Genomic DNA, 19,201 nt, shown 5'->3' on the forward strand with positions numbered 1-19,201 from the left:
GGCGTAACCAGCCAATCGGGCCCCTGGGACGACCCGGCCCAACCGTTACCTGTTACGGAAGCGATTGATGGCGGCCTCGTGCTCGGCCCGCAGCGACGGATTACGGACGCCGAGACCCTCGCTCGGGGCCAGGGTGAGTACGCCGACCTTGCCCTGGTGCAGGTTGCGATGGACGTCGTACGCCGCCTGGGCGGTGTCCTCGAGCGGATAGACCCTGCTGACCGTCGGGTGGACCATGCCCTTGGCAATCAACCGGTTCGCCTCCCAGGCCTCCCGGTAGTTGGCGAAGTGAGAGCCGATGATCCGCTTCAGGTTCATCCACAGGTACCGGTTGTCGTACTCGTGCATGAAGCCGGACGTCGACGCACACGTCACGATCGTCCCGCCGCGCCGGGCGACGTACACCGACGCCCCGAACGTCTCCCGCCCCGGGTGCTCGAACACGATGTCGGGATCGTCGCCACCGGTGAGCTCACGGATCCGGGCCCCGAACCGCTTCCACTCCTTCTGGTCCTGCGTCGTCTCGTCGGCCCAGAACTTGTACCCCTCGGCCGACCGGTCGATGATCAGCGACGCCCCCATCGCCCGGCAGATCTCAGCCTTCTCCGGCGACGACACCACGCACACCGGGATCGCCCCACCGTTCAGCGCGAACTGCGTGGCGTAGGAACCCAGCCCGCCCGATGCACCCCAGATCAGTACGACGTCGCCCTGCTTCAGGTCGGCACCGTTCGCGGACACGAGCTGCCGGTACGCCGTGCTGTTCACCAGACCCGGCGACGCGGCCTCCTCCCAGGTGAGGTGCTCCGGCTTCGGCATCAGTTGGTTCGACTTCACCAGCGCGAGCTCGGCCAGACCGCCGAAGTTCGTCTCGAAGCCCCAGATGCGCTGCTCGGAGTCGAGCATCGTGTCGTTGTGCCCGTCGGGCGACTCGAGCTCGACGGACAGGCAGTGTGCGACCACCTCGTCGCCCGGCTTCCACGCGTTCACGCCGGGCCCGGTCCGCAGTACGACGCCGGCCAGGTCCGAACCGACCACGTGGTACGGCAGGTCGTGGCGGGCCGTCAGCGGGGACAGCTTCCCGTACCGCTTCAGGAACGCGAACGTCGACACCGGCTCGAAGATCGACGTCCACACGGTGTTGTAGTTGATCGCGCTCGCCATCACCGCGACCAGCGCCTCACCCGGCCCGAGCTCGGGCGTCGGTACGTCGTCCAGGTGCAGGCTCTTGCGCGGATCCTTCTCCTTGCTGTCCAGACCCTCGAACATCGTCGCCTCGTCGGCGTGCACGGTGATGCCGCGGTAGTGGTCCGGTACGTCGAGTTCGCCAACGGCCGTGGTGTCACCGGACAGAATCGCTTCGAGGATCTGCTTCACGTCGTACCTCCTGCAGCGGCGGTCTGGGTGAGCGGAACTTACCGCTGAGTATGCACGTCTGGCTGTGCCTTGTAACACAGGCACGGGCCGGTGAGACGACCGTCACTTTTGCAGTCCACCGTTGTCAGTGGTCTTATTCAGCGCAGCCGCGTGGAGAGCCGCACCTGGGTGAAGTCGTCGCCCGACCGCAGCTGCACCAGATCGCACAGCTGGTTCGCGAGCCACACGCCCCGGCCGCCGAGTTCGTCGAGTGGCGGCAGCACGCGTCCGACCAGCAGGTCGTCGATCCGTCCCTGGTCCGCGACGTCGCAGACCAGGGAGCCGTCCTCGATCCAGACAGACAACGTCCCGCTGCCGCCGCCGAACAGGATGCTGTTCGTGCAGATCTCGTGCAGCGCCAGCTCCAGGTCGTCCGTCCGATCCCGCGACACCCCGTGCGACAACGCCCGCGCAGTGACCCATTGCCGGATCTGCGCAAGCTCGCCGCGTCCGAACTCCCACCGCTCGGCCCGATCCGGTACGTCGGGCAGCGCAGTGCGGAATGTCTTCTCTGCAAGGCCTTCCGGCACCGAGTGGGTCACCGTCGGATCGATCCCGACGGCCGCATCGTACGGACAGCGCAACCGGAAGCCGACGGCGTCGACGAAGGCCACCGACAGCAGAGCCTCGTGCAGCAAGGCTTCCTCGTACTCCGCTGCCGTCCGGCCCGCGTACGCCGGTTCACCGAGCCCACGGACCGCTCGGCCAGGATGCTGATCGAGAATGTCGCGCCAGAACGGAATGATCCGTGCGGGATTGTGGCCGGCAACTGTCATATCGATAAAACGCACCTGGTCGGCCGCCTCACCGAGCGCCTGGCGCAGCTCGGCGATCCGCTCCGGGGGCAGTGCGACCACGACCTTCTCACCGGCAGCCAGGCCGTCACGGACGTACGGCGCCGCGGAAAGCACGAACTCCTCGCCACAGGTGTAGACGAAGGCGTCGTGCCGGAACCCCGCGTGCGCACCGCCCAGAGAGTCGGTGGCGCTGTCCTTCAGCACCCGCTCAGCCTAGTCCGGCGATCGCTACCGAGTAGCGCGTCGAGGCGCGCCGTCACCCGGTGTTCGAGACCCGTAACAGACCGGTCGTGAAGGCCGGGTTCAGGCCGGCTCGACGAGCTCGACCAGCACGCCGCCGGCCGAGCGCGGATGGATGAAGTTCACCCGCGAACCGGCGGTGCCACGGCGCGGCTCGTCGTACAGGAGTTCGGCGCCGCGCTCGCGCAGGGTCGCCGAGACCGCGTCGAGGTCGCTGACCCGGTAGGCGAGTTGCTGGATGCCCGGCCCGCGCTGGTCCAGGAACTTCGCGATCGGTGACGAGTCCGACAGCGGTGCGAGCAACTGGATCGACGAACCCGAGTCGCCGACCGACAGCATGGCCTCGCGCACGCCCTGCTCCTCGTTGATCTCCTCGTGCGCGACCGTCATGCCGAACACCTCGGCATAGAACCGGACCGCCTCGTCGAAGTCGGCCACGGCAACACCCACGTGGTCGATCGCATCGAACAAGGTCCCGGTGACGGTGCTCTTCATAGCGCCAGAGTGGCGCAGCCGGCCGCCGGAATCCATGGAAAGTGGCAGAGCTGACACGACGCGTGTGACTTGATCGACAGCGGCGTACCAGTGCGGTCGCAGGTATCGTGACAACATGTCTGACGCCACCCGTAGTTCAGCGAACACCACTGTCATAGTCGCCGGCGCGCGGACCCCGATCGGGCGGCTGCTGGGTGGCCTCAAGGGCTTCACCGGCGCCGAGCTCGGCGGGTTCGCGATCAAGGGCGCACTGGAGAAGGCCGGCGTCGCGCCGGACCAGGTCGAGTACGTGATCATGGGGCAGGTGCTGCAGGCCGGCGCCGGTCAGATCGCCGCCCGGCAGGCCGCGGTCACGGCCGGCATCGCCATGAACGTCCCGGCCATCACCATCAACAAGGTCTGCCTGTCCGGACTGAACGCGATCGCACTCGCGAGTCAGCTGATCCGCGCCGGTGAGTACGACATCGTCGTCGCCGGCGGGATGGAGTCGATGACGAACGCGCCACACCTGCTGCCGAAGTCCCGCGAGGGCTTCAAGTACGGCGACACCACCCTGGTCGACTCGATGGCGTACGACGGGTTGTGGGACGCGTTCACCGACCAGCCGATGGGGGCGCTCACCGACCAGGCCAACAACGAGGGCCTGAAGCTCAGCCGCGAGGAGCAGGACGAGTTCGCCGTGCGCTCGCACCAGCGGGCCGCCGAGGGCTGGAAGAACGGTCTGTTCGCCGACGAGGTGATCCCGGTCGAGGTGCCGCAGCGCAGGGGCGACCCGATCGTGGTCGACAGCGACGAAGGCGTTCGCAGTGACACCTCCGTCGAGGCGCTGGCCAGGTTGCGTCCGGCCTTCGGCAAGGACGGCACGATCACGGCCGGGTCGTCGTCGCCGATCTCCGACGGCGGCTGCGCCGTGGTGGTGATGAGCAAGGCGAAGGCCGAGGAGCTCGGGTTGAGCTGGATCGCCGAGATCGGCGCCCACAGCTCGGTGGCCGGGCCGGACTCGACGCTGCAGAGCCAGCCCGCGCACGCGATCGCGAAGGCCTGCCAGAAGGAAGGCATCGAGCCGGCCGCGCTCGACCTGATCGAGATCAACGAGGCGTTCGCGTCGGTCGGGATCGCGTCCACGCGGGAGCTGAAGGTCGACCCGGACAAGGTCAACGTGAACGGCGGCGCGATCGCGGTCGGACACCCGATCGGGATGTCCGGTGCCCGCCTGGTCCTGCACCTCGCGCTCGAGCTGGGCCGGCGCGGCGGTGGCGTCGGCGCGGCCGCACTGTGCGGTGGCGGTGGCCAGGGCGACGCGCTCATCGTCCGGGTCCCGAAGAGCTGATGCCGCGCCGGACCGCACCGGTCTCGGAGCTGGTCGAGCGGGCCCGGGAGGGTGACTCCCGGGCCGTCGCCCGGCTGATCTCACTGGTCGAGGACGAATCGCCGTTGCTGCGTGAGGTGATGGCGGCCCTGTCGCCGCACGCCGGTCATGCGCACATCGTCGGCATCACGGGCTCACCCGGCGTCGGGAAGTCCACGTCGACGTCGGCGCTCGTCACGGCGTACCGGGAGACCGGGAAGCGGGTCGGTGTGCTCGCGGTCGACCCGTCGTCACCGTTCTCCGGTGGTGCGCTGCTCGGGGACCGGGTGCGGATGCAGGACCACGCGACCGACTCCGGGGTGTTCATCCGGTCGATGGCCTCGCGTGGGCATCTCGGTGGACTGGCCTGGTCGACCCCGCAGGCGTTGCGGGTGCTCGACGCGGCCGGGTACGACGTCGTCCTGGTGGAGACCGTCGGCGTCGGCCAGTCCGAGGTGGAGATCGCGGGGATGGCGGACACGACCCTCATCCTGCTGGCGCCGGGAATGGGTGACGGGATCCAGGCGGCGAAGGCCGGCATCCTCGAGGTCGGCGACATCTACGTGGTGAACAAGGCCGATCGGGACGGCGTGCAGAACGTCACCCGCGACCTGCGGCACATGCTCGCGCTGGCCGAACGGCCCGAAGGCGCCTGGTCGCCGCCGATCCTGAAGACCGTTGCCTCGCGCAACGAAGGGGTCGACGAGGTGGTGGCGGCGATCGAGGAACGGCTGGCCTGGATGCGGTCCGACGGCGTCCTGGACGAACGGCGCCGGAGCCGCGCCCGGGACGAGATCGAGGCGATCGCGATGACCGCACTGCGGTCGAGATTCGCGCACCTGCATGGCGACGCGCGGCTCGACGTACTGGCCGCCAAGGTCGCCGAGGGCAACACCGACCCGTACACGGCCGCGGACGAGTTGATCGCGGCGCTCTGATCAACGCCACGTGCAACATCCGACCACGGACTGTCACATTGTGTCTTTCCCTGGCGTTCATCCAATGGTTGTTCCGAAATCGGGCAAACTCCGCAGGATTTCCGGAGTACGGTGCGATGGACGTCTCACGGCGGCGCGCCGGTGGGTGCCATGCCCCCGAATCCGTTACAGAATGGACCTTGTAGCTGGTGAGCATTGTGCGGTGGGCTGTGTTCAGTCAGTGACAATTGGTGACGGTCCGTGATACAAACTCAAACACAGTCGACCGAGTGGTTGCGAACGAGGAGTGGTGACATGCCGAAGAAGCTGTTGATCTGGTCGGTCATCGCCTTTGCCGCCTTCTATCTGTTCACTCAGCCAGCGAACGCCGCCGATGCGGTGGGAGGCGCGTTCTCCGCTATCGGCGACGCGTTCTCGAGTGTGATCACCTTCTTGACCGCGCTCTTCAGCTGATCTGCACTCCGAGTGTCCCGTTACGAGCAATCGTGCGGGACACTTGGCTGTACGGGCCGCGGAGCGGCCGGCTGCGATGGCCAGAGAGGGTGGTAGGGGAGTGAGTGGATGGCCGGCATAGGCCTGTTCCGGATCTTCGACCCGAAGGTCCGCAAGCACCTGATCGCGGACGAGGGCGAGGTAGTCATCGACGAGGTCCGGCAGCACTGGGTGGTGTATTCGGTGCCGATGCTCGAGGTCGCGCTGGCGACCGCCCTGCTGATCGCGATGGTGACCACGCCGATCGGCGGCCAGCCCATCGTGCTGGCGCTCGTGCTGGTGCTGCTCTCGCATGCCTTCTGGCAGTTCCTCACCCACCACCGGGACCGGTTCGTGGTCACCAACATGCGGGTCATGCGGATCCGTGGCGTCTTCTCCCAGACCGTCGCGACGACTCCGATCGCGCGGGTCCTCGACATCACCCTGAAGAAGCCGAGCATCGGCCGGATCCTCGGGTACGGCCACTTCGTGTTCGAGTCCGCGGCGCAGGACCAGGGCTTCCGCGAGATCAGGTGGGTCAGCCGTCCCGACGACCGTGACCTGACCATCCAGCGCGTCATCCAGCGCACCGGTCTGCGCGCGTCGGCCAGCGTCGACGTGGTGGAGGGCGACGACGACTCCGACGACGACGGCACCGGTCCGATCGGGATGGACTCCGCGCAGGAGATCACCACCACGGTGCCCGCACCCGCGCCGGCGCGGCGCGGTGGTCCGCCACCCTCCTCGGGTTCGGCGTCGAAGTCGATCTTCAACAGCGAGCGCGGCAACTGGACCGACGAGGACTGAGATCAGTCCGCCGCGGCTCGGAAGAGTTCGAGGCGACGCTCGCGATGGCGTCGTTCGGCGTCGGTCGACGGACCTGCCAGCGCCTTGGTGAGTTCCTCGACTGCTTCGTCGTACCGGTGGTCGCGAGCCAATAGCTCGGCGCGGACGGCGTGCCGGCGTGGGCTGGGCGTGAGCTCGCTGAGCACAGCGAGTCCCGCTGTGGTGCCTTGTGCTTCGGCGGCCGCGACCGCGCGGCCCAGGTCGGCTGCCGGGCTGGGCGCGACCGACACGAGGAGCTCGTACAGGCGGAGGATCTCCGTCCAGTCCGTGGTGTCGTAGCTGGGTGCGCGGGCGTGCTCGGCTGCGATGGCGGCCTGGAGTTGGTAGGCGTCCGCCTGCTGGTTCGAGCGCAGGAGCGAGTCGTTGAGAAGGTCGATCCCGCGGGCGATCGCGGCGTTGTCCCAGCGGCCGCGGTCTTGCTGGTCGAGTGTGACGACCTCACCCTCGGCGTCCAGGCGGGCAGGCCGGCGCGCCTCGGTGAGCAGCAGCAGTGCGAGTACGGCGGTCGGCATCGGCTGCTCGGGCAGCAGCTCGTGCAGGAGTTCCGCCAGTCTGATCGCCTCCGCGCAGACGTCGACGTCGTACGCCGTCTGGCCTTCGACCGGAGCGTGGCCGGAGGTGTAGAGGCTGTGGACCACGCCGCAGACTGCGGGCAGGCGCTCGGGGAGTTCGGCCTCGGGCGGCACCCGGTACGGGATGCGGGCGGCGGCGATCTTCTGCCGCGCCCGGGTGAGGCGCTTCGCGGTCGCGGCCTCGGTGGTGAGCATGACGCCGGCGATCTGCGTGGGCGACAGTCCGCACAAGGTGCGCAAGGCCAACGCGACCCGGGTCGGTGGTGAGAGCGCAGGGTGGCAGCAGGTGAAGATCAGCCGCAGCAGGTCGTCCTGGACGACCTCGGCCGGGACGATGTCGGTGCGGCCGAGCTCGATCAGCTGGGTGCTGTCACGTTCTTTGTCGGAGCGCGCCCGTTCGCGCCGGATGATGTCGATCGCCTTGCGCCGGGCGGTCACCGTCAGCCAGGCGCGCGGCTCAGGCGGTACGCCGGTCACCGGCCAGGCGCCGAGGGCCGCCAGGGTGGCCTCCTGGACGGCGTCCTCGGCGAGTTGCACGTCGCCGACGGTCCGGATCAGCGTCGCGAGGATACGTGTCCCCTCGACCCGGACCGTCTCGGCCACCGCGTCGTGCCCTGGCTCCATCGCCGGAGTCTTCAGCGGGCCCGGATCACCGGGCGCACCTCGACCGCGCCGTTCCAGGCCGACGGGATCTGCTGGGCGATCGCGATCGCCGCCTCCAGGTCCTCGGCCTCGACCAGGTAGTAGCCGGTCAGTGCTTCCTTCGTCTCGGCGTACGGCCCGTCGGTGGTGACGACCTTCCCGCCGCGAGCGCCCTCCACCCGTACGACGGTCGCCGTACTGGTCGGATGGAGCACCGCGCTGGCCGTGATCAGGCCGGCGTTCTCGTCCTGGAACCGCCGGTACTCCGCGAGTTCCTCGGCCTGCTCAGGTGCGAACCAGTCCACGTCCGCGCTGTAAACGAGCGCCAGGTACTGCGCCATCAGCCCACTCCTTTCCGTGCTTCAGGATCCACTGTGGTCCCTCGGCAAGTGAACGAACAGCAACCCGCGAACAGGACATCCGTCAGCGAGTGGCCTCCGCGACCCGCGCACGGAACTCCTGTACGACGCTCGCCTCGCCGGCGGTCTGGATCGCGGAAGCGTCGGCGCGGCCCCACAACCATAGGAACACCGCGTCGGGTGGACCGAAGATCTCGGCGGCCGCGTCGCCCTCGGCGCCCTGCTGCACGGTGACGCTGGTGCTGTCCGCGCTGATCGTCCAGGTGCGGCCCTCGGCGGTGACCCGAACGGTCGCGTCGAGTGGGTGAGCGGTGTCGCCCTCCTCCCACCACGGTCCACCGAGGTTCGGGAACAGCAATTCGTCGATACCGTCGAGCGCCAGTTCGGCGGCGATCGGTGTGACCACGTCATGCGCCTGCTCGACGTCGATCCGGTGCACGACACTCTCCAGCGCCATTCGCCGGTACCAGAACCCCGAGGTGGCGTCGTCCGGATTGAACGTCCAGGTCTCCAGCGACGTACCGGCCTTCTCCAACGCGGCCACGATCGCCGCGAGTGCCTCGTCGTACCACTCGAACGTGTCCCGTGCGTCGAAGTCCGGCGGCCACGGGTCGGGCAGCGCGCCGAGCCGCAGCACCTCCACCTTTTGCACATACACCAGCGCCACATGCCGCAGTACGGACTCCACGGTCCACCCCGGACAACTGGGCACCGGCGCTTCCAGCCCCATCCGTCCAACTTCCCCCAGCCGAGCACCCTCACTCCGCACGTGCCCCAGATAGAACTCGGCCTGCTCCGTCGACAACGTCATACCCCGACCCTCCCAGACCCCACAGACACTTTCAGACGCTCCGTTGCTTGAGCGCTTCTTCCCAGTCGGCTGTCTCGGTGTGGCTGATCTCCACCACGCGTTCGGTCAGCAGTTTGGCCGGATCCTCGGCGGTCGTGTACCGGCCGGCCCGCTGGACGTACAACCAGGCTTCGTTCCGCAGGTCCTCGGCGGTACGGCGGTAGGTCGGATACGAGTCCTTGAACCCGAACAGCGTCCGGACCCCCTCGGCCAGCGCGATCAGGGCGCCGAGCGACGGGGCGAGCCAGATGGGCGCGCTGATCGCGACCGAGATCGCGACGAACAGAGCCGCGACGAGCTGGACGGTGCCCAGCCCTCGGTACGCGACACGGGCTTGGTTGGCTTGGTGGTGATACCAGCGGAAGCGGAGGCTGATCAACTGCTCCGCGGGCGCGTCGGTGCCGAGCGCCGGGAAGTCCGAATCTCTGAGTCTGGCCATGGTGTGCCTAGTGTCCAGCTAACCTTCGGCTCATGGCGAGGAAGAGGGCGTTGCCGTTCGATCCGATCGACGAGGCGTCGCGGCAGTGGCGGCGGCGCTGGGGTGCGGTCGAGCAGATGCGGGCCGTCACGTCGCTGATGCGGGCGCAGCAGATCGTCATCGGGGAACTGGACGACATCCTTCGCAAGCACGGACTGACGTTCGCGCGGTTCGAGGCGCTGGTGCTGCTCACGTTCTCGCGGCGCGGGTCGCTGCCGCTGGGGAAGATGGGGGAGCGGCTGCAGGTCCATCCGACGTCGGTCACGTCGATCGTCCGCCGGCTGGAGGCGGCCGGGCTGGTGACCCGGACCCCGCACCCGGACGACGGCCGGGCGGTGCTGTGCGAGATCACTCAGGACGGACGGGACCTGGTCGAGCGGGCCACCGCCGACCTCGTCGCCGCCGACTTCGCCCTCAGCGGACTCAGCGACGAGCAGCTCAAGATGCTCTGGTCGGTGCTCGAACCGCTCCGCCACAACGCCGGCGACTTCAGCTGATGGACGCCTGAACCCTGCCTCAACCAGGTCTTGCCCAGTGTTACGTCCGTGCTAAGAGTTCATTTCCTACTGAAACTTCCCAAGTTTCCCTATTGCGCTACAAGCTCAGGCATCCAGGATCGGGGGAACACAGTCGGCCCGCCCTGCGGCCGCGGAAGTAGCTGGAGGACCCATGAAGCGCCGTACTGTCCGGGTGACCGCCGTCCTGCTCGTCGGCGCCCTCACGCTGTCAGGCTGTTCCGGCGGCGGTTCCGCCTCCCCGGCCGACGGAGTCAGGTCGGTCTCGTTCGCCGTCGACGACCCGGTCACGCTGAACCCGGGCCGTCAGACCATCGCCTTCGCGCAGGACAAGGTGCTGTTCTCCGCGCTCACCTACATGAAGAGCGACGGCAGCCTGACCTACCTGAACGCCGAGTCGGTGAAGTCGACCGACGCCGTGCACTGGACCGTCAAGCTGCGCCCGGGCTGGACCTTCCACAACGGCGAGAAGGTCACCGCGGAGAGCTACGTGAAGGCTTGGAACACGGTCGCCTACGGCCCGAACGCCTGGGAGAACAGCGGCCAACTCGTCAACATCGCCGGGTACGACGCCCTCAACCCGGCCAAGGGCACGCCGAAGACCAAGGAGCTGTCCGGCCTCAAGGTGGTCGACGAGCTCACCTTCACGGTCACGCTGAAGAGCCCCGACGGGCAGTTCCCGACCCAGTTGTCGCAGGCACAGACCGGGTTCTTCCCGATGCCCGAGGCGGCGTACAAGGATCTCGACGCCTACGGCAAGAAGCCGATCGGCAACGGGCCGTTCGAGATGGACGGCAGCTACACCGAGAACGAGCCGATGACGGTCAAGGCCTTCGCCAAATACCAGGGCCCGAAGCCGAGCATCGACGAGATCGTGTTCAAGCCGTACACCGACATGACCACGGCCTACACCGACGTCCAGGCCGGCAACACCGACATCATCTTCGTCCCGGCGGCCCGGATGGCGCAGGTGAAGAAGGACTTCGGCGACCGTGCGTACGTCTTCGAGGGCCTCGGTATGAACTACCTCGGACTGCCGCTGTGGGACAAGCGCTATTCCGATGTCCGGGTGCGCGAAGCGATCTCGATGGCGATCGACCGCCAGGCCGTCAGCAACGTGATCTACGGCGGCATCTGGACGCCCGCCACCGCGCTCACCCCGCCGGGCGAGCCGGGTACGCCGAAGGATCTCTGCGGTGAGCTGTGCACGTTCAACCCCACCAAGGCCAAGCAGTTGCTGGCCGAGGCGGGCGGCTTCAGCGGCAAGATGGAGATCCGCTACCCGGGTGGTGCCGGGCTCGACGACCTCTACAACGCCTACGCCAACCAGCTCCGGCAGAACCTCGGTATCAAGGACGTCACCGCGACGCCCACCACGGACTTCCCGGAGTTCCAGAAGCTGCGTAACGAGAAGAAGCTGAGCGGCCCGTACTTCTCCCGCTGGGGCGCCCTCTACGCGAGCCAGCAGAACACGCTGCGGTCCTTCTACACCAAGGCCGGCGGCTGTGTGAACTGCATCCCCTACTACACCCCGCAGGTCGAGCAGTTGCTGGCCAAGGCGGACGCGCAGGTCGATCCGCAGAAGGCGATCGAGGGGTACGTCGACGTCCAGAAGGCGATCATCAAGGACTTCCCGGCCCCGCCGATGTTCTTCGAGAAGTACACCTACGCCACCTCGGACCGGATCGCGAAGCTGGCCGAGGGCGCGGGCAGCCTGGAACTCGAGAACACCACCCTGGCGGATAGTTGATGACGGCAACCAATCCGAGCCCGCTCCGGGAGATCCTGGAGCGGGCCCACCGCGTGCCCGACCTGGACCACTTCCCGGGCGTCGACGAGATCACCGAGCGCCTCGACGAGTTGGCCGGCCGTCACCCGGACCTGGTCACCAGTCGCAGGATCGGTACGTCGCGCCTCGGCGACCCGATCACGATGTACTCGATCGGCACCGGCCCCGACGAGGCGCTCGTGTACGCCGGGGTGCACCCGAACGAACCGATCGGCTTCTGGACCGCGATCCGGCTGGCCGAGGATCTCTGCGCCGACGAGGACCTCCGCGGCGGCTGCCGCTGGAACATCATCGGCTGCATCGACCCCGACGGCACCCGCCTGAACGAAGGCTGGTTCGACGGTCCGTTCAACCGGGTGAACTGCCTCGAGCACTTCTACCGCCCGGCCCCGGCCGAGCAGGTCGAGTGGTCGTTCCCGTTCCAGTACAAGAACGCGTACTTCGACCAGGTGATGCCCGAGGCGTTCGCCCTGATGCGGGTGATCGACGAGCTCGAGCCGGTGGTCGCCGTCTCCTTGCACAACACCGAGGTCGGTGGCGTGTACTACTACGTCACCCGTGAGCTCGGCGGTTTCGTCGACGAGTTGCACGCGATCACCGCGTCGTTCGGGCTGCCACTCGACCTCGGTGAGCCCGAGACCCCGGTCGCGCGGCCGCTCGGTCCCGCGGTCTACGAGATGATCTCGGCCAAGGCGACGTACGACTACACCGAGAGCCTCGGGCTGACGCCGTACTCGTCGTCGGGTGGGTCGTCGGCGGAGTACGCCGAGCGGCACGGGACGGTCAGCCTGGTCGCCGAGCTGCCGTACTGGACGCATCCCGCGAACGACGACCAGACGCCGAGCGACGCGTCGTACCGCGACGTGCTGGCCCGGATGGCCGATGCCCTCGGCAAGGATCTCGACGCGATGATCGAGATCTTCGACGCGGCCCGCCCGTACCTGTCCGGCGACTCGCAACTGGTCCGTGCGACCGACGCCTTCCTTCCGTATCTGGCCAAGCGGCCGGTACGCGACCGGCTCCGGGCGGAGAAGGAGGACCCCGCGCGGATGGCGACGGTCGCGGAGGCCTTCGGGCTGACCGATGTGCACCGTTCGTTCCGGCTGAGGTTCGGCGGCATGCTGCTTCGCTCGCTCGAGGGCGAGATCGCGCGGGGGAGTGCGGCCGCCGTACTGCACCCACTGAGCCGGCGGATGCGTGAGCTCTACCGGGAGTGGCAGGCCGAGGCCGCCGCCCTCGACCAGGAGCTGCGGACCGTCCCGATCAAGGACCTCGTCGGAGTCCAGTACGCCGCCACCCTCACGCTGCTGAACGCCGTACGGCGGGAGGCGGGCTGATGCTGCGCTTCACCGTCCGACGGGTGATCGAACTCGTGCTGGTGTTCTTCGGCGTCACGTTCGCCATCTATGCGGCCGTGTTCGCGCTACCCGGCGACCCGATCTCCAGCCTGGGGGGCGATCAGCCGCTGTCCCCGGCGGTGGTCGAGCGGATCCGCGAGCTCTACCACCTCAACGATCCGCTCTGGTCGCAGTACCTGCGCTATCTCGGTCACCTGCTGACCGGCGACCTGGGTGTCGACTTCCGCGGCCGGTCAGTGGCGGAGCGACTGGCGACGCGGTGGCCGGTGACGATCCGGCTCGCGCTGACCGCGTGGGTGATCCAGGTCGTGATCGGCGTCGGCCTCGGCCTGATCGCCGGGTTGCGGAAGAACACCTGGATCGATCGCGGCGTACTGATCCTGACGATCCTGATCACCTCGGTGCCGATCTTCGTGATGGCGGTGACCGCGCAACTGGTGTTCGGCGTGAAGCTGTCGCTGTTGCCCATCGCCGGGGTGACCGACGGCTGGCCGGTGTCGTACTTGCTACCGGCGACCGTGCTGGCGCTGTACGGGCTGGCTGCGGTGGCCCGGCTGACCCGGGGGAGCGTGGTCGACACGATGAGTTCGGACTTCGTCCGGGCGCTGTGGGCCAAGGGCCTGACCCGGCGCCGGGTGGTCGGCATCCATGTACTGCGGAACTCGTCGATCCCGGTGCTGACCTATCTGGCGATCGACCTGGGCGCGTTGCTCGGCGGTGCTGTGGTGACCGAGGGGATCTTCAACCTGCCCGGAGTCGGTCAGTTGCTGTTCCAGTCGATCCGGGTGCACGAGGGTCCGACCGTGGTCGGCATCGCGACCGCGCTGATCCTGATCTTCCTGCTCACCAGCGTTGTCGTCGATCTGCTCAACTCGCTGCTCGACCCGAGGATCCGCCATGACTGACCAGGTGCTGGTGCAGACGGTCGAGGAGGACACCCTCGCCGGGCGCGGGGTCTGGGCGACCGTCCGGCGCCGCGTGTTGTTCTGGCTGCCGTTGACCGTGCTCGCCGTACTCCTGTTGCTCGCTCTGTTCCCGGGTTGGGTCGGCGGGTGGTTCGGCACCCCGGATCCGCGTGCGTGCGACATCTCGGCGAGTGCTCGTCCGTCGTCGCACGGGCATCCGTTCGGTCAGGACCTGCAGGGCTGCGACGTGTACGCGAACGTCGTCCACGGCGCTCGCGCGTCGCTGGCGGTCGGCCTGATGTGCACGCTGGTCGCGCTCGTCATCGCCGTCGGAGTCGGCACCATCGCCGGGTACGTCGGTGGTTGGGCCGACTCGGTGCTGGCCCGGCTGACCGATGTCTTCCTCGGCTTCCCGTTCCTGCTCGGGGCGATCGTCGTACTGAACAGTCTCGGCAAGCGGTCGGTCCTGTCGGTCGCGCTCGTACTCGCGGTGTTCTCCTGGCCGGCGCTGGCCCGGATGGTGCGTACGACGGTCCGGGCGACCCGGGACGCGGAGTACGTGCAAGCAGCGAAGGCCATGGGGTTCCCGACCAGCCGCATTCTCAGTCACTATGTGTTGCCGAACTCGATCGGTCCGGTGCTCGCGGTCGCCACCCTGACCGTCGGGGGCGTGATCGTCGCGGAGTCGACGCTGACGTTCCTCGGCCTCGGCCTGCGGGCGCCGTCGATCTCGTGGGGCCTGCAACTCGCCACCGCGCAGTCCAGGTTCCAGCAGGCACCGCACACCTTGATCTACCCGGGCATCTTCCTCGCCGCGACCGTACTGAGCCTGATCACCCTCGGCGACGTACTCCGCGACGCGGTCAACCCGAAGGGACGCTCCTGAATGACCACCCACGACAGAACGGACGCCGCCTTGTCCTCGTATGACCTCACCACCGCTCGTGAAGCCGCTCCCGCGATCGAGAGCTGGCTGGAGTACCAGCGCCGCTACCTGCGAACGCCGGGAGTCCAGGCGGCGATCCGGGTCGGTGACGAGATCGTCCTGTCGACCGCCCTGGGGAACAGTGACGAGGTGGCCGGGTCGCCGCTGCGGACCGACCATCTGTTCCGGATCGCGTCGCACTCGAAGACCTTCACGGCGACCTCGATCCTGCAGTTGGTCGAGCAGGGCAAGGTCCGCCTCGACGACCCGATCGACGCGCACGTGCCCGAGCTGGCCGGCAGTGCGCTGGCGCCGGTCACCGTGCGCGAGCTGCTCGGCCACCAGGGCGGCGTGATCCGCGACGGCGTCGACAAGGACTACTGGCAGCTGATGGATCCGTTCCCGGACCGCGAGGCGCTGGTGGAACTGTGCCTGAGCCACGGCCAGGTGTTCGAGCCGAACGAGCACTTCAAGTACACGAACATCGGCTACTCGCTGCTCGGCCTGGTGATCGAGTCCGCGAGCGGGCTCTCGTACGGCGATTACGTCGCCGCCAACATCACCGGTCGGCTCGGTCTGGCGAACACCGGCGCCGAGTGGGATCCAGAGCGGGCGAGTGAGTACGCCGGTGGTCACACCGGACTGCTGGACGGCTCCGACGTACGCGAGACCATCCCGCACGTCGACACCCGGGCGATGGCCGCGGCCACCGGCTTCTACTCGACCGCCGAGGACCTCACGTCGTACGGCGCCGCGCACTTCTTCGGAGCGGATCAGCTGCTGACCGACGCGAGCAAGCGGCTGCTGCAGCGCGACGAGAGCCTGGTCAACGCGCACGGCCGCGAGATCGGCCGGTACGGGCTGGGCCTGGACATCGTGAAGGTCGGCGACCGCCGACTGGTCGGCCACAGCGGCGGGTATCCGGGCCACATCACCCGGACCTTCATCGACCCGGTCGACCAGATCGTCGTATCGGTGCTCACCAACTGCATCGGTGGCCCGGCCGGCATCCTCGCGACCGGCGTGGTCAAGCTGCTTGACCTCGCGGCCAACGCTCCCGCCGGTTCCGCGGTGCCGAGCGACATCGACGGGCGCCGGTACTGCGGCAACTTCGCGAACCTGATGGGCGTGATGAGCATCGCGCTGCTGGGTGGCCGGCTGGTCGCGTTCTTCCCGGCCGCGCCGGACCCGGTCGACAGCTACGAGGAACTCCAGGTCATCGACGGGAACACGCTGGCCGTCGTACCGGCGGCCGGGTTCGGGTCGATCGGCGAGAAGGTGGAGTTCACCTGGGACGCGGACGGACAGCCCGAGGTCGTCCGGTACGGCGGGAGCTCGCGGTGGCCGGTCGAGGTGTTCCGGGCGCGCCGGTCGGCGCAGATCGCGGACGCCGAGGTCCACGTTGAGGCCAGGAGGTCGTCATGACGGATGACAAGCCGATCGACGACGAGGCCTGGGAGGAGGACCCGCGCCGCGCGGAGTTCGTCGAGCAGTTCGCCCTGCTCAGAGAGCTGGCCGGCTCGCCGCGGATGGAGGGCCGGGTGCTCGGCTACCTGATGGTCAGCAACAAGCCGTTCGTCTCGTCGGCCGAGCTGGCCCGGGCGCTGTCGGCCAGCGCGGGCTCGATCTCGAGTACGACGCGGCGGCTGATCGATCTCGGGTTCATCGCGCGGCACGCCGTACCGGGGGATCGCAGCCACTACTTCAAGGTCGAGGACGACGTCTGGGGGAGCTTCCTGGCCGGCGAGCGCAAGTCCCTCGGCAAGCAACGGCAGGTCTTCGAGGACATGCTCGCCGATCTGCCCGAAGGTATGACCGGTCCGCGCAAGCGGCTGCGGAACGCGCGCAACTACTTCGAGTGGCTGGCGACGTACCACCGCAAGATGCTGGTGGACTGGCAGGAGTACAAGGACAAACTCGACGCTGCGTCCGATCAAGGGGAGGGTGAGTGACCGGCGACGTCCTGCGGTTCGAGGACCTGACCGTCGACTTCACCGTCGGCGGTACGACGCACCGCGCGGTGGACCAGGTGAGTTTCGCGGTCCGGCCGGGCGAGGTACTCGCGGTCGTGGGGGAGTCCGGATCGGGCAAGAGCGTCACCTCGCTGGCGGCGCTCGGGCTGCTGCCGTCCAACGCGACTGTCGGCGGTCGGATCAGCTTCGGCGGCGATGACGTGCTGTCGATGTCGCGGGCGGAGCTGACGACGTTGCGCGGCCGGCGGATCGCGATGATCTTCCAGGATCCGGTCGGCGCGCTGGACCCGGTGTTCACGATCGGGTCGCAGCTGATCGAGATGATCCGGGCGCACCACCCGGCGCTGTCTCGCGGGCAGGCCCGGGAGCGGGCGATCGAGCTGCTCCGGATGGTCGAGATCCAGGAGCCCGAGTCGCGGTTGAAGTACTACCCGCACCAGCTGTCCGGCGGTCAGTGCCAACGGGTGATGATCGCGATCGCGGTCGCCTGTGACCCCGAGCTGCTGATCGCGGACGAGCCGACCACCGCGCTGGATGTGACCGTCCAGCAGGAGGTGCTCGACGTACTGCTCGCGATGCGGTCGGAGATCTCCGGGGCGATCATGATCATCACCCACGACATGGGCGTGGTCGCGGACGTGGCCGACCGCGTCGTTGTCATGCGCAAGGGGTCGGTGGTCGAGACGGCCGACGTACACGAGCTGTTCGACCGGCCGACCCAGCCGTACACGCGGGCGCTGCTCGACGCGGTGCCGCGCGGTGGTCTGCGCGACGACAAGCCGTCCGGACCGACGGACGGTACGCCGGCCCTGTCGGTCGAGGATCTCGTGGTCGAGTACCGCGGCCGGCGCGGCAAGACGGTCCTTGCGGTGGATCACGTGAACCTGGCGCTCAACCCCGGCGAGATCACCGGTCTGGTGGGCGAGTCCGGGTCGGGGAAGTCGACCATCGGGAAGTCCGTGCTCGGCCTCGCACCGATCACCTCGGGCGAGGTCCGGGTCGATGGTCAGGCGCTCACCACCGCGTCCTCCTCGGTCGCGCGTCAGACCCGGTCCCGGATCGGCGTGGTATTCCAGAACCCGGCCGGCTCACTGAACCCGCGCGCCACGATCGGTCAGTCCATCGGCGAACCACTCGCCGTACATCGCGGCGTACGGGGTGCTGAGCTGCGTGGACGGGTCGAGGAACTGCTGGACAGCGTCGAGCTCCCGCGCGGATGGTCCGGACGGTATCCGCACGAGCTGTCCGGCGGTCAGCGGCAGCGCGTGTCGATCGCGAGGGCGATCTCGCTCGATCCCGGCCTGTTGATCGCGGACGAGCCCACGTCAGCACTCGACGTGTCCGTACAGGCGACGGTGCTCGAGCTGCTCCGGTCGCTGCAGGACCGGCTGCATTTCGCCTGCTTGTTCATCAGCCACGACCTCGCGGTAGTCGATCAGGTCTGCGACCGGGTCGCCGTGATGAGCCACGGCAAGCTGGTCGAACAGGGCACCCGCGAAGCTGTCCTGCGCGCACCCCAGGACCCGTACACGATCCGCCTGCTGGAAGCGGCGCCCGTCCCAGATCCCCGCGAACAGGCCAACCGCCGCTCCCTACGCCTGGCCGGCTAGTACGGGCGGAGGCCTACTCGTCGCCGGCTAGCGCGGGGAAGGCCTGGCTGCGCTCCTGCTCGAGTGCGGCCTGGCGCTCGGCTTCGGCACGTTCCTCCGCGGTGGGTGGAGGCGGTTGCTGTCGCGCGTAGTCATGCCAGTACGCCGCCGTACCGCTCGTCACCTTGATGACCCGGTCGGGCTCGGGCGGCGCAGGCCAGAACTGCGAGAGGTAGTGGTCGACGAGCGGCTCGCCGTCGAGCGTGGTGTCAGTCTCGTGGCCGGCGTCCATCCCGGTCCCGCAGTACCGCACCCGGTAGTCGGTCTCGGCCAGGTCCAGCGGCTGCTGCCACTCGCCGGCCCAGCCGACGAGCGCGGTGGTCGCGCCGACCGGCGCGTACGACGCCTCGACGATCTCCTCCCAGGCGTCGTCGACCGGTGGTTCGGAGTCGTGCAGCTCGACCGAGAAGCCGACGTCGCCGGTGTGCAGGCCCGTGATCAGGAACAGCGCCCCGGGCACCGCCGCACCGCACAGCCCGTTCTGCTGGCCGGCGAAGGACGCGCCCAGGTCCGACACGAACTCGTGGCTCTGGACGTACAGCTGGCCGTAGTGCACCCCGACCGGTCCGGTCGTCAAAGTCCGCACGGAATCCCTCCCCAGGTCCTGGCGCGCATCATCTCGCCCGAGCGGGGTC

20 protein-coding genes are annotated in these 19,201 nt (G+C 68.4%); 12 read left to right on the forward strand and 8 right to left on the reverse strand.

What is annotated here, in order from left to right; genetic code table 11:
* Window positions 1-45: 45 nt before the first annotated feature.
* The 3 genes from ccrA to mce all read right to left on the reverse strand — a co-directional run bounded on the left by ccrA (window position 46) and on the right by mce (window position 2,948).
* Window positions 46-1,377: a crotonyl-CoA carboxylase/reductase gene (gene ccrA, locus ACIBG5_RS25065; protein WP_396393893.1), complete on the reverse strand. Its 1,332-nt coding sequence runs from the start codon at window positions 1,375-1,377 to the stop codon at window positions 46-48.
* Window positions 1,378-1,514: 137 nt separating this feature from the next.
* Window positions 1,515-2,417, reverse strand: coding sequence for an anti-sigma factor RsbA family regulatory protein (locus ACIBG5_RS25070; RefSeq protein ID WP_396393894.1), 903 nt, complete (start codon window positions 2,415-2,417; stop codon window positions 1,515-1,517).
* 99 nt (window positions 2,418-2,516) lie between these two features.
* Window positions 2,517-2,948, reverse strand: a complete 432-nt coding sequence (gene mce, locus ACIBG5_RS25075; RefSeq protein WP_360440433.1) for a methylmalonyl-CoA epimerase — start codon at window positions 2,946-2,948, stop codon at window positions 2,517-2,519.
* A 115-nt stretch (window positions 2,949-3,063) separates the two neighbouring features.
* Between mce and ACIBG5_RS25080 the strand changes: the two genes are divergently transcribed.
* The 4 genes from ACIBG5_RS25080 (at window position 3,064) to ACIBG5_RS25095 (ending at window position 6,512) form a co-directional block, all read left to right on the forward strand.
* Window positions 3,064-4,278 (forward strand): acetyl-CoA C-acetyltransferase, encoded by a 1,215-nt coding sequence (locus tag ACIBG5_RS25080; protein ID WP_396393895.1) that lies wholly within the window; start codon window positions 3,064-3,066, stop codon window positions 4,276-4,278.
* Window positions 4,278-5,234 carry a methylmalonyl Co-A mutase-associated GTPase MeaB gene (meaB, locus tag ACIBG5_RS25085; RefSeq protein WP_396393896.1) on the forward strand — a complete coding sequence of 319 codons (957 nt, stop codon included), beginning with the start codon at window positions 4,278-4,280 and terminating at the stop codon, window positions 5,232-5,234. The genes ACIBG5_RS25080 and meaB overlap by 1 nt, the downstream gene beginning before the upstream one ends.
* Before the next feature lie 294 nt (window positions 5,235-5,528).
* Window positions 5,529-5,687, forward strand: coding sequence for a hypothetical protein (locus tag ACIBG5_RS25090; protein ID WP_360440442.1), 159 nt, complete (start codon window positions 5,529-5,531; stop codon window positions 5,685-5,687).
* 108 nt (window positions 5,688-5,795) lie between these two features.
* On the forward strand, window positions 5,796-6,512 hold the full coding sequence (locus ACIBG5_RS25095; RefSeq protein ID WP_360440445.1) for a PH domain-containing protein: 717 nt from the start codon (window positions 5,796-5,798) through the stop codon (window positions 6,510-6,512).
* A 2-nt stretch (window positions 6,513-6,514) separates the two neighbouring features.
* On the opposite strand, the gene ACIBG5_RS25100 is transcribed toward ACIBG5_RS25095, so the two are convergent.
* From ACIBG5_RS25100 to ACIBG5_RS25115, 4 genes are all read right to left on the reverse strand, one after another.
* Complete coding sequence (locus ACIBG5_RS25100; protein WP_396393897.1) at window positions 6,515-7,747, reverse strand: RNA polymerase sigma factor; 1,233 nt, start codon at window positions 7,745-7,747, stop codon at window positions 6,515-6,517.
* Window positions 7,748-7,758: 11 nt separating this feature from the next.
* Window positions 7,759-8,106, reverse strand: a complete 348-nt coding sequence (locus ACIBG5_RS25105; protein ID WP_131355674.1) for a YciI family protein — start codon at window positions 8,104-8,106, stop codon at window positions 7,759-7,761.
* Window positions 8,107-8,188: 82 nt separating this feature from the next.
* Entirely contained in the window at window positions 8,189-8,935 is a 747-nt protein-coding gene (locus ACIBG5_RS25110) for a maleylpyruvate isomerase family mycothiol-dependent enzyme (RefSeq protein WP_396393898.1), read from the reverse strand.
* A 31-nt stretch (window positions 8,936-8,966) separates the two neighbouring features.
* Window positions 8,967-9,413 (reverse strand): DUF4231 domain-containing protein, encoded by a 447-nt coding sequence (locus ACIBG5_RS25115; RefSeq protein WP_396393899.1) that lies wholly within the window; start codon window positions 9,411-9,413, stop codon window positions 8,967-8,969.
* Window positions 9,414-9,445: 32 nt separating this feature from the next.
* Between ACIBG5_RS25115 and ACIBG5_RS25120 the strand changes: the two genes are divergently transcribed.
* From ACIBG5_RS25120 to ACIBG5_RS25155, 8 genes are all read left to right on the forward strand, one after another.
* The gene (locus tag ACIBG5_RS25120; protein ID WP_396393900.1) at window positions 9,446-9,949 is read left to right on the forward strand and encodes a MarR family winged helix-turn-helix transcriptional regulator; all 504 of its coding nucleotides are present in this window, start codon (window positions 9,446-9,448) and stop codon (window positions 9,947-9,949) included.
* 172 nt (window positions 9,950-10,121) lie between these two features.
* The gene (locus ACIBG5_RS25125; RefSeq protein ID WP_396393901.1) at window positions 10,122-11,717 is read left to right on the forward strand and encodes an ABC transporter substrate-binding protein; all 1,596 of its coding nucleotides are present in this window, start codon (window positions 10,122-10,124) and stop codon (window positions 11,715-11,717) included.
* Window positions 11,717-13,093, forward strand: a complete 1,377-nt coding sequence (locus ACIBG5_RS25130; protein WP_396393902.1) for a M14 family zinc carboxypeptidase — start codon at window positions 11,717-11,719, stop codon at window positions 13,091-13,093. The genes ACIBG5_RS25125 and ACIBG5_RS25130 overlap by 1 nt, the downstream gene beginning before the upstream one ends.
* Complete coding sequence (locus tag ACIBG5_RS25135; protein ID WP_396393903.1) at window positions 13,093-14,019, forward strand: ABC transporter permease; 927 nt, start codon at window positions 13,093-13,095, stop codon at window positions 14,017-14,019. The genes ACIBG5_RS25130 and ACIBG5_RS25135 overlap by 1 nt, the downstream gene beginning before the upstream one ends.
* Window positions 14,012-14,905 carry an ABC transporter permease gene (locus ACIBG5_RS25140; RefSeq protein ID WP_396393904.1) on the forward strand — a complete coding sequence of 298 codons (894 nt, stop codon included), beginning with the start codon at window positions 14,012-14,014 and terminating at the stop codon, window positions 14,903-14,905. Before ACIBG5_RS25135 ends, ACIBG5_RS25140 begins: the two co-directional genes overlap by 8 nt.
* On the forward strand, window positions 14,906-16,369 hold the full coding sequence (locus ACIBG5_RS25145; protein WP_396393905.1) for a serine hydrolase domain-containing protein: 1,464 nt from the start codon (window positions 14,906-14,908) through the stop codon (window positions 16,367-16,369).
* Entirely contained in the window at window positions 16,366-16,896 is a 531-nt protein-coding gene (locus ACIBG5_RS25150) for a GbsR/MarR family transcriptional regulator (RefSeq protein ID WP_396393906.1), read from the forward strand. The genes ACIBG5_RS25145 and ACIBG5_RS25150 overlap by 4 nt, the downstream gene beginning before the upstream one ends.
* Window positions 16,893-18,527: a dipeptide ABC transporter ATP-binding protein gene (locus ACIBG5_RS25155; protein WP_396393907.1), complete on the forward strand. Its 1,635-nt coding sequence runs from the start codon at window positions 16,893-16,895 to the stop codon at window positions 18,525-18,527. Before ACIBG5_RS25150 ends, ACIBG5_RS25155 begins: the two co-directional genes overlap by 4 nt.
* 13 nt (window positions 18,528-18,540) lie before the next feature.
* On the opposite strand, the gene ACIBG5_RS25160 is transcribed toward ACIBG5_RS25155, so the two are convergent.
* On the reverse strand, window positions 18,541-19,152 hold the full coding sequence (locus tag ACIBG5_RS25160; RefSeq protein ID WP_396393908.1) for a hypothetical protein: 612 nt from the start codon (window positions 19,150-19,152) through the stop codon (window positions 18,541-18,543).
* Window positions 19,153-19,201 lie beyond the last annotated feature (49 nt).

Source organism: Kribbella sp. NPDC050241 (assembly GCF_044459685.1).
Classification (GTDB): Bacteria; Actinomycetota; Actinomycetes; order Propionibacteriales; family Kribbellaceae; genus Kribbella.